Source organism: Sorangiineae bacterium MSr11954 (assembly GCA_037157815.1).
Classification (GTDB): Bacteria; Myxococcota_A; Polyangia; order Polyangiales; family Polyangiaceae; genus Pendulispora; species Pendulispora albinea.
This window is the reverse complement of the sequence record CP089984.1, coordinates 6852962-6868947: the sequence shown is the minus strand read 5'-3', so window position 1 is coordinate 6868947 and position 15986 is coordinate 6852962. Positions and strand designations below refer to the sequence as shown.

Sequence of the window (15986 nt, the reverse complement as noted above, 5' to 3'; positions counted from 1 at the left end):
GCTCGGCAAGAAAGCGGCCCGCGGCGGAGTCGTTCCGCGAGGGAGCAGCTCCTCGATGGAGTCGTGCGGTAGGAGGTCTCCCGACTTCGTTCGGCGAAAGAAGCGCTTTCTCGATGGAGTCGTTCCGCGAGGAGCAGCTCCTCGACGGAGTTGTGCGGTAGGAGGTCTCCCGACTTCGTTCGGCGAAAGGAGCGCCATCCTCGATGGAGTCGTTTCGCGAGGAGCTGCCCTCGACGGAGTCGCACGGTAGGAGGTCTCCCGACTTCGTTTGGCGATAGGGAGCGCCTCCTCGACGGAGTCGTTTCGCGAAGAGCCGCCCTCGACGGAGTCGTTTCGCGACCGAGCAGCTCCTCGACAGGTCGTCCTCAGGGATTTCACAGGTTGTCCCCAGCGGGGCGCTCCTTGCCGGTTGTCTCTCGGTCTCGCCCCCCGGCGGACCTTCGTGAGACGCCCTCGACGCCCCCGACGCCGGGGTGTGGCGCCGACTTCGCCGGGTCGCGCGCAATACGCGTCATCGAGCATGGCATCGAATACGCTGCGTACAGAGCGTACGATGGTGAGATAATCGTCCTCGACGGAGTTGTTTATCGGGTTGCGTCCGACAATGGATCTTGGTTCTCCAACATCGGCCATCCCGAGAAACGCCGTTGCCCACCGGCACGACGAACTCCCAACTTCGGATCGACTCCGACTCAATGGAGCACCGGCTCCCGAATGTCCGCGCAACGCTTGCAAAATTACTGGCAGCTCGAGCGTACTCGGCTATTGCGATGAAGCATCGTTTGAGAGATCCTCGCTACGTGCGCAACCTCTCTTTTGCCGCATCTTCACGCGTCGTCGTCGCTGCCTTCCTGACCCTCGGTTTCTCCGCTTTTTCGAGCGCCACGGCGTTCGCGCAGAACCCGAACCCCTCCGCCGCGGACAAGGAGGCGGCACGAAAGCATTACGAACACTGCCTCGAGTTGTTCAATTCCGAGGCTTACGACTCCGCGCTCGTCGAGTGCGAGAAGGCCTACCAGCTCGCCCCGAGCTACAAGATCCTCTACAACGTCGGCCTCATCGATCGTGAGCTGAACGACTTCACGCAGGCGCTGAAGAACTTCGAGCGCTACATCGCCGAAGGCGGTGCCGACGTCCCCGATGCAAGGCGCACGGAGGTCGATCGCTACATCACGCAGCTCAAAGGCTTGGTGGCCAACCTCGAGGTCAAGGTCAACGTACCCGGCGCCGATGTCACCATCGATGACGTGCCCGTCGGCAAAACACCGTTCAACCGTGTTCGCGTCAACCCGGGCCGCCGCAAGGTCACGGCCAGCCGCGAGGGCTATGCGCCCGTCTCCAAGGTGGTCAACATCTCGGTGGGCGAGAACGCCGATGTCGAGCTGGCGCTCACCAACTTGAACGCCGCCAAGGATGGCTCCGTACCGCTGGCACCGGAGCCCGAGTCCAATCCATGGGCCACGCGCGCCTGGATCGGCTGGGGCGCCACCGCCGCCTTTGCCATTGGCGCCGGCATCACCGGCTTCATGGCGCTCGATAAATCGAACAAGCTCTCCGAAGCGCGCAAACTACCGAACAACGAGTCCGACTTGGAATCGAAGAGCAAAGACGTAAAGACGTTCTCCATCACGTCGGACGTCCTGCTCGGCGCCGCCATCGTGGGCGCGGGTATCTCCACGTGGTTCACCGTTCGCGCCATCAACTGGAAACCCGAGGACGAGAAGGGCGAAAAGAAGGACGGCCCCTCCGTCAGCTTCGGCGTATCGCCCTTCGGCGTCGTCACCCACGGCCGATTCTAAGCGCTCTTCGAGAGCGCCCGCCGCGCGCGCCGTCCCTGCAAACGGACGGCGCCGCGGCACTTCGCGATCACTTCGCTCTCACTTCCAGGGATCGACCGAATCGAGGGACGCCTTCCGCTCTTGTCCCTGCTGCGTTCGAGAGCGCGCGCCGTCCCTGCAAACGGACGGCGCCGCGGCACGTCGCGATCACGTCCCTCACTTCCAGGGATCGGCCGAATCGAGGGACGCCTTCCGCTTTTGTCCCTGCTGCGGTGGCGCACCCGAAGCCGCGGTCGCAGGTGCCGCCGGCGGCGGCGGAACAGGGGCCGTTTCGGCCACCGCGGCGCGCGCCGCATCGCGCTCTTTGTTCTTCGCGGAGCGCGGCGCGCTGCGCCATACCGTCGAATCTTTTTTCCCGAGCGTGTACGTGAGGGTCAGCTCGTCGCGATCGAAGACCACGTAATCGGACTCCGATTTGAAACCCGGCGCGCTGATCTCGAGTCGGTGCGACGCACCATCGCGCGCAATCGAGCCCTCGCCCGAGAACGGCGCGCCATCGAGCCGGATCGTCGCCGTGTTTGGCGTGACCGATACACGAAGGCGCGACTTGAGAGGTGCGGCGCTCGGCCCGGCCTCTGCCGTGATCGCGGCGTTCGCTTGCGTCGCCTGGGCCGACGCCGCGCCATGGGTCGATGCGATCCCGGGCGCGGCGCTGGCCGCGGGCACCGATACCGTATTTCGATCCATCATCTTGTAGGCGCCAAAGCCCACCCCCGCGACGAGGAGGCCGAGGATGGCGCCAAGGGCGTGCCGCCGGACGGGGGAGACCGGCTCGGTTACCTCGGGCAGAACCGGCGCCGATCGCGCCGGAATCACCGCCGCGTTCGAGCCCGTGGCGAGGCTGATGGAGCCCACCGAGCGCGGAAACGAGCGCGAGCCCGACATGCTCGGCACCGATGGCACGGACGGTACCGAGGGCATCGACGGCTTCGACGCCCCCGGCGCCAACTTGGTATCGCTCGCCGCCAGCAGCGGAATATCGTCGCCCGAGAGCCCTTCGCGAACGCGTTGATCGATGGCCGCCCGCACCACGTTGCGCCGCTCCTCGAAGAGCTGGCTCACGAATTGCGCGAGCTCGCGCCCCGGCGTCAGCATCTCGGTCTGCGCCAAGTACGCCTCGAAGGCGTCCATCATCTCGGCCGCGGTGGCGAAGCGATCGTCGGGCCGGTGCGCGAGCGCCCGCGCGCAGAGGGTCACCAGCTCCGGCGACACCTTGGGGGCCGCGGCGGCGATGCTGGGGATCTCGCCCTTCGCGAGCTGCATGAGCACATCGGTCTCGCTCACGTCCTTCCAGAGGCGCGAGCCGGTGAGCGCGTGCCACATCATCACGCCGATGGCGAAGATATCGGCGCGCCGATCGATATGGATGCCCAGCGCCTGCTCTGGCGCGATGTACCGCAGCTTGCCCTTGAACGTGCCGCTGCGCGTCTCGTTCTTGGTGTCGGCGGCTTTGGCGATCCCGAAGTCGAGGACTTTGACCACCCCGTCATAGGTGATGAAGACGTTGTGGGGGGTCATATCGCGATGAACGATGGAGAGTGGCGAACCGTCGTAGTCGGTGAGCTCGTGTGCGCAATGGAGTCCGCGCAACGCCTGACTTAGGATATGCAAGTACAGCGGTAGCGGTAGACGGCGGCCCTGCTCTGCCAGGCGACGGGTGATCTCGTGAAGGGTCTGCCCTTCGAGGTATTCCATCGCAATGAAATGCGCGCGCCCGTCGAACCCGATCTCGTTCGTCTGCACGACGTTCGGGTGATTGATGCGCGCCGCGATGCGCGCCTCCTCGAGCAGCATCGGGAGAAAATCCGGATCACTCGCGACCTCGGGCCGAAGCTGCTTGAGCACGACGAGCTTGTTGAAGCCGGCGAGCCCGCGGCTGATCGCGAGGTACACCGTCGCCATCCCGCCACGACCGAGCTCGAAAATCGGTTCGTACTTTGGACCCGCGGGAGGCGTGGCCACCTTGTCAATCAATGTACACCCCTCGACATGATTCCCCCTCTCACGCGCATGCTAACCATAGCTACATCGTGCGAATTCATCGAGGGTCTTTGCACGCCCTACACTCAGGCGATGTCGCGTCCACCCCTTCTGAAATATTCCCGCGCTCGGCACGATCCGACGGTGGTGACGAAGATGAAAGACGACCCGGCGAGGATCTTGTGTCGTTTGCATCCTGCGCGTAGCTTTTATGAAGCGTGACGAGCGTAGCCGAAAGCGAACAGCCGATCGCCGGAAAGTATCGCCCAATCCTCGAATTGGGCCGCGGGGGGATGGCAGTCATCTACCTGGCGGTGGTGCAAGGTCCGGCAGGCTTCAACAAACTCCAAGTCATCAAACAATTGCGCCCCGAGCTCGCGCGCGAGCCCGAGCAGATCGCGATGTTCCTCAACGAGGCTCGCGTGTCGGCGCGCATCAACCACCCCAACGTGGTGCAGATCCACGAGATCGGCCGCGACGGCGACGCCTACTTCATGGCCATGGAGTACGTCGACGGGCAGACCCTCGAGCGCATCTTCCGCAGCTGCAAAGGCGACGTGCCGCTGCGCCTGCACTTGAAGATCATCGCCGAGGCCCTCGCCGGTCTCCACACGGCGCACGAGCTCAAAGACTTCAACGGCAACCCCCTCGAGATCGTCCACCGCGACGTCTCGCCGCACAACATTTTGGTCGGCTACGAGGGGGAGGTGAAGGTCCTCGACTTCGGCATCGCCAAGGTCGCCGGCTCCCGTTCGGAGACGCGCACGGGGGTGCTCAAGGGCAAATTCACGTACATGGCCCCGGAGCAGTTCTTGGGTCAAAAAGTCGACCGCCGCACCGACGTCTTCGCCGCCGGCGTGATGCTCTGGCAAGCGGTGACCAAGCGCCGGCTCTGGGGCCGCGACGTCAACGAGATCGAAGTCTACCGGCGCGTGGTCGAGTCGCGCGTACCGCGCCCGCGCGAGATCGATGCGAGCATCCCCGAGGTGCTCGACGAGATGGTGATGAAGGCGCTGGCCACCGATCCAGCGAACCGCTACCAAACCGCCGACGAGCTGCGCGCCGTCATCGAGGACTTCCTCGCCGCCGAGAAGGCCCACTCCACCGCCCGCGATCTGGGCGCGCTGGTGCACAAGCATTTCGGGCAAGAGCGCCAGGCAACGCGCACCGCCATCGAAGAGCGGATGCGCGTGGCCGCCAATGACTCGGCCCCCGAAATTCCGATGCTCCGCTCCCTCTTGCCCCCCGCGTTTCGCGATGTCCCTCCGGACCGAGGGTCGACGTCGCAAGTGGGCGCGCACATGTCTTCGTCGTTCTCACGGTCGTCGTCCTCCCTGTCGATGGCGTCGCAGCCATCGTTTCAGGTGGCGCCCACCATCGCGCCGCGCCCCTCGTACCGCTCGCACGTGATCGTGGGCGGACTCGCGGTGGCCGCGACGGTGGCCGTTCTCTTTGCGTGGCGCCCCTGGAGCCACGCCGGCGCCGCGCCCGCCCAAAGCGCCACCGCCGTCTCGGGCGACAGCTCCGCATCCCTCGGCAGCCCGAGCGCCCCGACGGCCACGGCGATCGCCGTACCTGCAGCCGCCGCACCCGCATCCACCTTGACGGAGCTCACCGTTCGCGCGACCCCGCCGGGCGCCAAAATCTCCGTCGATGGCATCGAGGTCGACGAAAACCCCTTCGTCGGCAAATTCGTCCGCGACGGCGCGAGCCACCGCGTACGCGCCGAGGCGCAAGGGTTTGCCCCCAAGTCGGTGCGCGTGGACTTCTCGTCCGAAGCCGCCGGCGTCGAGCTGGTGCTGGAGCGACAAAGCTCGTGGTCTCCGCCCTCGAGGCGCGATCGCGACAAAGGCGCCGCCGCCGCCGCGAGCGCCGCGCCGCCGCCGGCACCTCCGAGCGCACCGGCCGCCGCCGCGCCGTCCAATGGCTCCGACGGCAAAGCCAAAGGCGACGATCCGTGGTCGAAGCGAAAGAAGCCGTCGTTCGATTCGACCGATCCGTGGAAGTGAGCGACGTGGGGACCTGACCTGGACGCCCAGGCCAGGTCCTTTCGCGCGCCCGGGCCACTTCGTGCGCGCGCCACTTTCTTGATCGTGGCGTCGCGAAAAAGGCGCCGCGAGACGATGCTTGCATCGCGATTCGCCCGAAGCTCGAGCGGACGCTTCGTCGGCTCGACGTGATGTGCAACGTCGATTCGATGGCGTCTCGTGGATGGGGATCGTGTCCCAGCTCGCTCGATCGAATTGCCGCCTGCCGAGCCGCGATCGCGGATCGCTCGGATCGTGCGGCGCGAATGGGTTAACCCGCCGCGGCGACGGTGGCGATGAGCCGCTGGACGAGATCGACGCGGTTGGTGACGTCGAGTTTGCGATAGAGACGGCGGACATAGGTGCGAACGGTGTTTTCGCTCAGGTTGAGCACGGCGGCCGTGTTCACACAGCTGTAGCCCTCTGCGAGCAGGCGGGCGACTTGCTGCTCGCGCTCGGAGAGCAACGTGGGGACGTTGCGCGCGACGGGGTGTTTGCGCTGAAGGTGCAGGACGTGCGTGTAGTGCATCGTCAAAGAGGAGAGGAGCGGTCCGATTTGCTCGAGGTGCCCGATGGCTTCGTCGTCGAAGTCGGGGGCTCCATGGCGGCGGGCGACGCCGGCCATTCCGTAGAGGGTGTCCTCCACGCGCAAGTAGACGAGCAAGGCGTTGCCGTTCGACGGGATCAGCGGGTGCGCGGTGTCCGCGAAGGTCGATGACTGCGAGAGCGTCATCACGGGGATGCAGTAGTGCGAGGAAGTAAAGGAGAAGGCAATGGGGAATCGAAATTCGTCCGCCAAGGCCTGGAGGCACTGACTCGGGAGCTCGGCGAAATCATCGTCGACGGCGAGCATGCCGCCAACGGCATCGCCAGGATGATCCGCAGTTGCGGTGAAGCAAAAGGCAATGGGGGCCCGTACGGCCTGTCTCATGGCGAGAACGATCTCTCGCCGGATATCCGACTGCATGGTCCAAAAATCTCCATGGTGGGGCGAACCGACGCAAATGCAGGCGGATTCGTGTGCACGCGCAGTGCCATGACGATGAGTCGGTATCCGCCGCGCCTTTGAGCACGGGAGGCACGCGCGCTCGGAGTGTTCCAGGTGTTGCACTGTTGCACCCTGTTGCAGGGGGGCCTGGGTGCGCATTTGGGGGAGCCGCTCCCGCAAATCCAAAAACGCCGGCATTTTTGGGGTGCAACAGGGTGCAACACAAGCTCAACAGTCGTTGCGCATTGTGTTATCTTTCAGGAACACGCGAACAAGCAGCAATTCCGGAGATTGTCTACTCGAGGGGGTGTCGTCTGAATGAGGGACGCCGGTGGCGTGCCCTTTGCTCTATGTGTTGGCGTTGGCGTTGGCGCTTCGTTGGATGCTCGTACTTGGGGGGAAGGGGCCTGTCCGTTGCCCGAGCCGGAACGAGTGGGGTTGACGAAGCTTGGGTTTCTCGTCAGCGAAGGCTGCGACGTACTGAAAAAGGGAGGTTCTTTTATGGGACGGCTATATTTCGCGTTTGGCCTCGGTGTTTCGTCTGCAATGGTCATGGTGGCGTGCGGGGCTTCCTCGGAGACGCCAGACGCTCTGACGGAGGCAACGGGTGAAATCGCGAGCGCGTTGCCCGACGATAGCGACACGCACAATGGTATGCCGGCGAGTGTTCTGCAGCCGCTCCCTTTCAAGAAGAACGCAAAGCTTCGCGAACGACTCTCCTCGGGCGCCCTGGGCGACATTCAAGCTTTTGGCGACGCGGATCCCGAGATCGCGGCCGCGCTGAAGACCCCCGAGACGCAGACCCTCATGGCCTATGTCGTCTCGTGCGCGCTGCCGGCGGGCGATGGGATCGTGTACGACCCCCACGATGGAACACCGCCCCTCGCATGGCGCGGAAAGCATGGCGTCTGCTCGGGCTGGAAGGGCAACGCCACGGCAGCGTGCCGCGAGGTCGTCTCGTCGTGCGTCTTGGCTCGAACCAATGCCTTGGGCAAGCGGGTCCCCATCTCGATGCGCGGGGACGGCGTTACGTACAACGTGGCGCTCCGCGACAAGGTGCGCGTCGACACCCAGTACCGAAAGATCGATCCTTCGAATCCGGACATCGAGAACAACGGCAAGCCGATCCCGAGCTTCGAAGCCTGTAAGGAGCCCTATTCGGACGACGGATCGAAGCGGGGCTGCGGCTGGCACCCGCTGCACGTCGGGCGCTGCATCGCGGGCACCAAGGTGACCATGTCCACGCCCGCCAGCCACTGCGCGAGCGGCGCGCCCGTCATGCTGCGAGCTTGCGCCGGTATCTACGGGTGCCAGAGCAACGAGCCGATCGATCCCGATGCCCCGTACCACGCCTGGCTTCAGGACGGCGACGCGACCTGCGCCAACAAGAACGGCGCGACGGTGTCGTTCGTATGTCCGGGCAACGGGCCCACGGTGTCCGGGATCAAGACCGGATATTTCAGCCTGATGATGGCGTCGCAGTTCGCCAAAGAGAACGGAGTCCCCGAGTTGGATCCGAGCAGCTTGGTCGATAACGTGGAGGGCAGCGCGCCCGTCGCCCCCTTCCACTATCCGGCCACCGAGCGAGAGATCTTCACCTACGAAGAGGCGGCGTTCTACGGCGACCTGTTCTCCAGCAAAAATAGCCGGGAGCAGTCGCGAACCGCGGTGCTCTATGGGGCGATGCACGCGTGCTTCAGCGAGGTATCGAACACGGCCGAAAACCAGCTGGCCGATCGGCTCTGCGGAGATCCCAACGCGAGCTTCCAGTGTTTCCCGAACAAGCCGAAGCCCTGCTACCCGCCGCCACCCACGGGCCGCTGCGACACGCGAACGGCGGGCAACGGACCTTCGTATGACACGTGCCACGAGGCCTCGGGGATCTGGCGGCAGCCGCTCACCGTCTATCTCAATGATCCGTGTGATCTCTCCCACGTGAGCGCGGGGTGCTTGTTCGCGAGAAAACCCAACGGCGTCCGTTAGCGGAGGCTCGCGACGAGCTTTCGCATCTCGGACACGGCGGGCACCGTCTCGTCGGCGACCGACCATGCCCCGATCACCTTTTGCGCGAGTTGGCGGGCACGCTCGGTATCTCGATGTTTCACGGCCCGCCGCGCCGCGCGTACGTCGCCCGGAACGGCGCCGTTGTATTCACCTGCGCCCGACGACGTCGAGGCGGACTCCAAGCGTTGCACGAGCTCCTGCTCGCCCGAGCGCTCGAAGACCGTCTCCATGGCGTCCGACAGCACGGTCGTGAGGAGCCCTGGCTCGCGGAGCAGCGGCTTCCAAATTCGCGCCGCGTTGCGGAAGTCCCCATTCGCGTAGCTCTCGGCGCCGTCCGTGAACGCGTCCGTCCCTTGGAGGATCCCACCCGTGAGACGGCTCCGCAGCGCGCGAAATCGGACGAAGCATCGCTTGGATACGGGCTCGGACGCGCGAACGCATATCGCGGGAATGCGGAGCGCCACGGTAAAGTTGTTCCCATCGAGCGGCGACGGCTCGGGATCCAAGAAGCGCTCGACGATGAGATCGGCGATCTCCGAAGCACGACCCAAGACATTGCCGATCTCGAGGGCACGCCACGCCACCTCGAACCGTTGCACGCGCACCCACCCCGCGTCGTCGGGGCCGAGGTTCATCGTGCTCATGGCGCGCTTGAGGGCAGCTCCGAAACGCGCTTCGCTGGCGTCGACCCGGACCAGGAGCAGATCGCTCTCCACCTTGTGCACGGGAAATGCGCTCACGCCCATGGTGATGGCCATGCTCCGAACCTCTTCGCGCGCACCTTGACGAAGGAGCTTGTCGGCGAGGACGCCCGCGACGTAGGCGTCGAAGGGCGAGAGCACGTAAGCCCGTCGCGCGTAGACGGTCGCACGTTTCGGATCGCCCCCTCGAAGGGCCGTCTCCAGCCACGCATTGCCGTCCCATGGGACCCACGCCTGTCGGGCATCGACGACATTGCCGATGCTGGCGGTGTCCGTCGTGGTCGACAAAAGTTGTCCCCACGGTGCGCAGAACTCGGCCAGCGGGTTCTTCGGATCGGCGTGGACGGCGATGCGCGCGAGATCCGAGGCCCGCGTTGGATCGGACGCCTGCATGACGCAGGACAAGGTCGCGGCGAGCACCGAGCGCCCGAGCGAGCTTCGCTCTTTCTCGAAGTGCTCGTGGAGCCGGGAAATGAGGCTTTGATCGTAGACGCTCAGGGCGATGTGCTGGATCCGCGCGCGTGCCGCGAGCGCGCCGGGGGTGGCGGATGCGTCCAGGGGAGGCAGCGGCAAGGAGGGCGCAGCCAGGCCCAAAGTGTAGGCGCAGACCCATTGCTCGATGGGCATCATCTCGCCAATTTCGCCGCCCCGCGCGGCCAGGCTCGCGCACTCGTCGGCGACGCTACCGGCGTTGTGCCACATCGACATGGTGACATCGAGCAACGCGAGCGCGCCATCGACGCTCCGCGCGCGCGACCACTCCGCGAGGGTGGGATCGAGCGCCTTCGATTTCGGAAGGCGATCGGGGGAGACCAGTCGATCCATCGCTTGCCGCACGGCCTCGTAGAGCGCGCGGCCCTGACCGTCGGCGTGCCCGATTTCCTCCCCATTGGCGCGACGCAAGGCGAGGGTGGTCTTGAAACCATCGCGCTCCTTCGTCACATGCCCATCCACGTACGCCGCCGCCCGTCGCTTCGCGGCATCGAGCGACTTCGCCCGCGCATCCGCCTGCCCAAACGGATCTTCCGGAAAGTGATCCACCGGCTGTGCCGGCAACGCCAAGAGCTCCGCCGGCACCAAGGTCCGCGCCGCGCTCCCGCCCAAAATCACGCGCGCCCGCTCGCACACGGTGGCCGCCGCCGCCGCACCCAGCCACCCACTCGGCTCCGGGACGCCCGACGCCTCGAAGATGGGGCACGCCAGCACCGACGCGGGCTCCTCCAGCGGTGACACCACCACCGGCGCGGGCTCCTCCCGCCGCAACCCCAACGCCACCCCCGCGGTCACCCCGCCCGCCGCCACGAACGCACCCACGGCCCACGCCCACCGCCGCCGCCCGCGCACGCTGACGGTGGTCGTCGTCCGCCGCGGCACGCTCGGCGCATCCGTCACATGCGGCCCCGCCGACAACTGCGACCGCCGCGCCGCATCGCTCACGTCCGCGGCGCTCATGTCCCCCGCGAGGCTTGCGTCCGCCGCGCTTCCGGTGCCGCCCGCGCCCCCCGACCCGCCGCTGGGCAACACACTCGCCGTCGCCGTCGGCGCCATCCAGTCCGCCCCATCCTCCGCCACCAAGGTCGGATCGCCGCGCGAGTCGGGCACCGCATCGCCGAGGAGCCCTGCGCCGCCCACCCGCGGGACGGCCGCCGCGGCCCTCTGCGCCGGCAACGAGGGCGATGCCTCCGGCAACGGAGGTTCCCCGAGCGCCACCGCGAGCGCCCGAACGGCCACGCCCGCGCTCGCAAACCGCCGCTCCGGATCCACACTGGTGACCAACGCAAACCATGCGTCGAAGGTGTCCGGCAAGGTCACGCCGCGCGCCGAGGCGCGCACACTGGCCCGCTCGACCGGTCCTTTCACGGTCGCGAGCGCAAAGGCCACCAAGTTGCTTGTATGTGCAAACTCCTCCGCGAAGTAGGCATCCCCGACCAGCAAGGTGTACGCGATCATCCCCAGCGCATACACATCGGCCGCCGCCGTCACTTTGCCGCCGCGGCACTGCTCGGGGGACATGTACAGCGGTGTTCCCGCGATGGCCGTCGTCGCCCCGCCCGTGGCCTCGGTGATGAACTTGGCGACGCCAAAGTCCAGCACCTTCACCCGCACCTGGCCGTCCGCTCCGTCGGTCAGAAACAGGTTCGCCGGCTTCAGATCGCGGTGCACGATCGACGCCTGATGCGTGCGGTCCAGCGCGATCGACACTTGGTGCAGGTACCGCACCGCCTCCGCGGGCCCGAGCCGGCCGACCCGTTTCAGCCGCCGGCTCAGATCTTCACCCCGCAGCCGCTCCATCACGAAGAACGGGATGCCCGAGGTCTCGTCCACCCCCGCGTCGAGCACGTCGACGATGTATTCGCTCCCCACGCGCGCCGCGACCTTGGCCTCCATCTTGAAGCGCTCGCGCATCTCTTCGCGCTCGACGATGTGGGCGTGCATGATCTTGAGCGCGCACGGGCGCTCGGTTTGAAGATGCACCACCTCGTAGACGCTCCCCATCGCCCCGGAGCCGAGACGGCGGACGATGCGGTAGCGTCCCGCGAAAAGGGAACCTCTCTGCAGACCGAGCGACATCTTGGAACGGGGAAGGTGTGGCCGACGTTGGGAAGCCCCCCATGGTCGCGTCTGGCATCACACCCAGCTCCCTATATACATGGATCGTACGCACCAGAGCCAACGTCATCCGTTCGCAAGAGGGGACCGGACGGGGCCGAGCCAAAACTGAATGAATGCACATTCAGCTTGCGCAACCATGGGAAATTGCGTCATCTCAAGGGCATCTCAAGTTCGAAAGGCATGTCATGAGCAAGGCGATCCGACGTACAGCCGTCATCGGCGCAGGTGTGATGGGGAGCGGCATTGCCGCGCACTTCGCCAACGCGGGACTCGAAGTACTCCTTTTGGATATCGTCCCGCCCAACCTCACGGACGCGGAGAAAAAGGACAAGCGGGCACGCAACCGCTTCGCGGCCGGTGGGCTGGAGAAGGCCATCAAGTCGCGCCCCGCCGCGTTCTTCCATAAGTCCAACGCGCGGCTGGTCTCCGTCGGGAACACCGAGGACGATCTCGAGAAGCTGAAAGACTACGACCTGGTGGTCGAAGCGGTCATCGAGCGGCTCGACATCAAGCAGGCGCTGTTCGCCAAGCTCGAGAAAATTCTGCCCGCCCACGCGGTGGTGGCGTCGAACACCTCGGGCCTTCGGATCCACGACATGATGGAAGGGCGCTCCGAGGGGTTCAAGAAGAATTTTCTCGTGATGCACTTCTTCAACCCGGTTCGCTACATGAAGCTCCTCGAGCTGGTGGCCGGGCCCGACACCGATCCGAAGACCGTGGAGCGCATTCGCCGGTTCGGGGAGGACGCGCTGGGCAAGGGCATCGTCTTCGGCAAGGACACGCCGAACTTCGTCGGCAACCGCATCGGCGTGCACGCCATGATGTCGGTCATCCACCAGATGCTCCAAGACGGACTCTCGCCCGAGGACGTCGACGCCATCACCGGCGCCCCGCTGGCGCACCCCAAGAGCGCGAGCTTCCGAACGGCGGACTTGGTCGGCCTCGATACGTTCGTGCACGTGGCGCAAAACTGTTACGACTCGCTCACCGGCGACGAGGATCGCGCGGTCTTCGAGGTCCCCTCGTTCATCCGCGGCATGGTCGAGAAGAAGTACCTCGGCGACAAGTCCAAGGGCGGGTTCTACCGAAAGAACGCGGCCAAAGAGGTGGAGACCCTCGACCCGAGCACCCTCGAGTACCGCGCCAAGGGCGGCGACGCCGGCATCAAGGGCGTGACCAAGACCGTGTCGAAGATCGAGGATCCGAAGGAGCGCGTGCGCGCCATCGTAAAGGATCCGGGCAAGGCCGGCGCGTTCGCGTGGAAGGTGCTTTCGCGCTCGCTCGCCTACTCGGCGCGGCGCATCGGCGAGATCGCCGACAGCGTGGTCGCCGTCGATGATGCGATGCGCTGGGGCTACAACTGGGAGCTCGGGCCCTTCGAGACGTGGGACGCGCTCGGCTTCGCGGAGACCACCGATCGCATGGAGAAGGAGGGCGTGGCGCTCCCCGAGTCCATCAAGAAGATGCGCGCGAGCGGGGCGACCGGCTTCTACAAGGACGATGGCTCCGTCTACGATCTGATCAAGGGCGCCTACGTGAAGCGCGAGGTCGATCCGCGCAACGCCACCTTGACCATCCTGCGCCGCGGTGAGGCGCCGGTGCTCAAGAACGACGGCTGCGAGGCTTGGGATCTCGGCGACGGGGTGCTCGGGCTCACGTTCAAGACGAAGGCCAACAGCATCGATCCCGACGTCATCGGCATGCTGTCGCAGGCGGCGGAGAAGGCCGAGAGCGATTTCCGCGCGATGGTCATCGCCAACCAGGGCGAGTTCTTCTGCGTGGGCGCGAACCTGCTCTTGGTGGTGATGGCGGCGAGCCAGAAGGAGTGGGGCCAGATCGGCACCTTGGTGCGGGGCTACCAGGCGGCCACGCAAAGGCTGAAGTACGCGCACGTGCCGGTGGTCGTTGCGCCGTACGGCATGACCTTGGGCGGCGGTCTGGAGCTTTGCTTCGGGAGCGACGCCGTGCAAGCGGCCGCCGAGACGTACTCGGGGCTGGTCGAGGTGGGGGTCGGGCTCATCCCGGGCGGCGCCGGGACGATGAACATGCTCTGGCGCGCGCTCGAGTCGGTCCCCGAGGGAACCACCGTGGTGACCCAGGAGTTCGTGACCCAGACCTTCAAGAACATCGCGCTCGCCAAGGTCGCCACCAGCGCCGACGAGGGCAAGGCGTTCGGCTACTTCCGCCGGACGGACGGCGTCTCGTTCGATCGGGCGCGGCAGCTCACGGAGGCCAAGGCCCGCGCCATCGGCATGGCCCAGGCCGGGTACCATCCGCCGGTGCCGCGTGCGTACACGTTGCCGGGCGAGAGCGGCATCGCCACCTTGAACATGATGATCGACACCTTGGTGGCCGGCGGCTACGCCAGCGAGCACGACGCGAAGATCGCGCGCAAGCTCGCCGTGGTTCTCTGCGGAGGTGCGGGCGGCGCGTCGCGCGAGGTGACGGAGGCCGAGATGCTCGAGCTCGAGGCGGAGGCGTTCTTGAGCCTCTGCGGCGAGCCCAAGAGCCAAGAGCGCATGCAGTACATGCTCATGAACAACAAGCCGCTGCGCAACTAAGCGGCCCACCACCGATATGATTTCAAGTGAGGTCACACATGGCTGATATCGTCATTGCAGAAGCAGTTCGTTCGGCGGTGGGGCGCGCGCACAAGGGCTCGCTGGTTCAAAAGAGGCCGGACGAGCTCGCGGGCGACGTGATCCGCGGTCTTCTCGCCCGCGTGCCGCAGGTGAAGCCCGAGGACGTGGAGGATCTGGTGCTCGGCTGCGCCATGCCCGAGGGCGAGCAAGGGCTCAACATCGCGCGGCTCGCGGGGCTGCTCGGCGGGTTGTCGCAAGACTCGGCGGCGATGACCATCAATCGATTCTGCTCGAGCGGGCTGCAGGCCATTGCGCTCGCGGCGGGCGCGATTGCCATCGGGTCGAACGACATCGTCGTCGCGGGCGGTGTGGAGTCGATGAGCATGGTCCCCATGACCGGCAACAAACTGAGCGCGTCGGCCGAGGTGATGGAGAAGTTCCCCACCGCCTATACGCCGATGGGCATCACGGCCGAGAACGTGGCCACGCGCTTCAACGTGGCGCGCGCCGACCAAGATGCGTTCGCGCTGAAGAGCCACCAAAAGGCGGCGGCGGCGCGCGAGGCGAAGAAGTTCGAGGACGAAATCGTGACCGTGCGCGGCATCCGCTACGACGGCAACGACCGCGTCACCTTCGACTTCCGCCAGGACGAGCTCATTCGACCGGACACCACGGCCGAGGGGCTGGCGCAGCTCAAACCGTCGTTCAGCACCAAGGGCTCGGTCACCCCGGGAAATAGCTCGCCGCTCTCGGATGGCGCGGCGGCGGCGCTGGTGTTGAGCAAGGCCAAGGCCGATCAGCTCGGGATCAAGGGGCTCGGCTATTTCCGCGCCTATGTGACGGTGGGGGTGGATCCCGCCATCATGGGCATCGGCCCCGTCCCCGCCGTGCAGAAGCTCTTTCAAAAAACGGGCAAGTCCGTGAAAGACATCGACCTTTTCGAGGTCAACGAGGCGTTCGCCAGCCAATCCGTGTATGTGCAGCGCACGCTCGGCATCCCCGACGAGAAGCTCAATGTGAATGGCGGCGCCATCGCGCTCGGGCACCCGCTCGGCTGCACCGGCGCCAAGCTGACCGCCTCCGCGCTGTACGAATTGAAGCGCCGCGGTGGAAAATACGCGGTCGTCACCATGTGCATCGGCGGTGGCATGGGCGCCGCCGCGTTGCTCGAGGCGGCCGGCTAAATCCGGTAGCGCCAAAAATGCGGCCGCGCTGCGGCCGTAGCAGCCCCGACACGGGCCCGTTCACCTCGC

At 66.0% G+C, this 15986-nt stretch carries 8 protein-coding genes; 5 read left to right on the top strand and 3 right to left on the bottom strand.

What is annotated here, in order from left to right:
- Window positions 1-800: 800 nt before the first annotated feature.
- Complete coding sequence (locus LZC94_26505) at window positions 801-1799, top strand: PEGA domain-containing protein (GenBank protein ID WXB11410.1); 999 nt, start codon at window positions 801-803, stop codon at window positions 1797-1799.
- A gap of 195 nt (window positions 1800-1994) precedes the next feature.
- Here the strand turns inward: LZC94_26505 and LZC94_26500 are convergent, their stop codons facing one another.
- Window positions 1995-3740, bottom strand: coding sequence for a serine/threonine protein kinase (locus LZC94_26500; protein WXB11409.1), 1746 nt, complete (start codon window positions 3738-3740; stop codon window positions 1995-1997).
- Between the two features lie 371 nt (window positions 3741-4111).
- Between LZC94_26500 and LZC94_26495 the strand changes: the two genes are divergently transcribed.
- Window positions 4112-5827 (top strand): protein kinase, encoded by a 1716-nt coding sequence (locus tag LZC94_26495; protein ID WXB11408.1) that lies wholly within the window; start codon window positions 4112-4114, stop codon window positions 5825-5827.
- Between the two features lie 289 nt (window positions 5828-6116).
- On the opposite strand, the gene LZC94_26490 is transcribed toward LZC94_26495, so the two are convergent.
- Window positions 6117-6776, bottom strand: coding sequence for a LuxR C-terminal-related transcriptional regulator (locus LZC94_26490; GenBank protein WXB11407.1), 660 nt, complete (start codon window positions 6774-6776; stop codon window positions 6117-6119).
- A 558-nt stretch (window positions 6777-7334) separates the two neighbouring features.
- On the opposite strand from LZC94_26490, the gene LZC94_26485 reads away from it, so the two are divergent.
- Window positions 7335-8816: a hypothetical protein gene (locus LZC94_26485; GenBank protein WXB11406.1), complete on the top strand. Its 1482-nt coding sequence runs from the start codon at window positions 7335-7337 to the stop codon at window positions 8814-8816.
- Here LZC94_26485 and LZC94_26480 read toward each other — a convergent pair.
- Window positions 8813-12109, bottom strand: coding sequence for a serine/threonine protein kinase (locus LZC94_26480; protein ID WXB11405.1), 3297 nt, complete (start codon window positions 12107-12109; stop codon window positions 8813-8815). The two genes, LZC94_26485 and LZC94_26480, sit on opposite strands and share 4 nt — an antisense overlap.
- Before the next feature lie 227 nt (window positions 12110-12336).
- Here LZC94_26480 and LZC94_26475 point away from each other — a divergent pair, with 227 nt between their 5' ends.
- The gene (locus LZC94_26475) at window positions 12337-14712 is read left to right on the top strand and encodes a 3-hydroxyacyl-CoA dehydrogenase/enoyl-CoA hydratase family protein (GenBank protein WXB11404.1); all 2376 of its coding nucleotides are present in this window, start codon (window positions 12337-12339) and stop codon (window positions 14710-14712) included.
- A gap of 38 nt (window positions 14713-14750) precedes the next feature.
- Complete coding sequence (locus LZC94_26470; GenBank protein WXB11403.1) at window positions 14751-15917, top strand: thiolase family protein; 1167 nt, start codon at window positions 14751-14753, stop codon at window positions 15915-15917.
- Window positions 15918-15986 lie beyond the last annotated feature (69 nt).

What these genes read in the sequence shown, in the direction of transcription:
- LZC94_26490 (WXB11407.1), bottom strand. Translation starts at nt 6,776, where the DNA reads ATGAGACAGGCCGTACGGGCCCCCATTGCCTTTTGCTTCACCGCAACT.
- LZC94_26495 (WXB11408.1), top strand. Translation starts at nt 4,112, where the DNA reads ATGGCAGTCATCTACCTGGCGGTGGTGCAAGGTCCGGCAGGCTTCAAC.
- LZC94_26480 (WXB11405.1), bottom strand. Translation starts at nt 12,109, where the DNA reads ATGTCGCTCGGTCTGCAGAGAGGTTCCCTTTTCGCGGGACGCTACCGC.
- LZC94_26485 (WXB11406.1), top strand. Translation starts at nt 7,335, where the DNA reads ATGGGACGGCTATATTTCGCGTTTGGCCTCGGTGTTTCGTCTGCAATG.
- LZC94_26470 (WXB11403.1), top strand. Translation starts at nt 14,751, where the DNA reads ATGGCTGATATCGTCATTGCAGAAGCAGTTCGTTCGGCGGTGGGGCGC.
- LZC94_26500 (WXB11409.1), bottom strand. Translation starts at nt 3,740, where the DNA reads ATGGCGACGGTGTACCTCGCGATCAGCCGCGGGCTCGCCGGCTTCAAC.
- LZC94_26475 (WXB11404.1), top strand. Translation starts at nt 12,337, where the DNA reads ATGAGCAAGGCGATCCGACGTACAGCCGTCATCGGCGCAGGTGTGATG.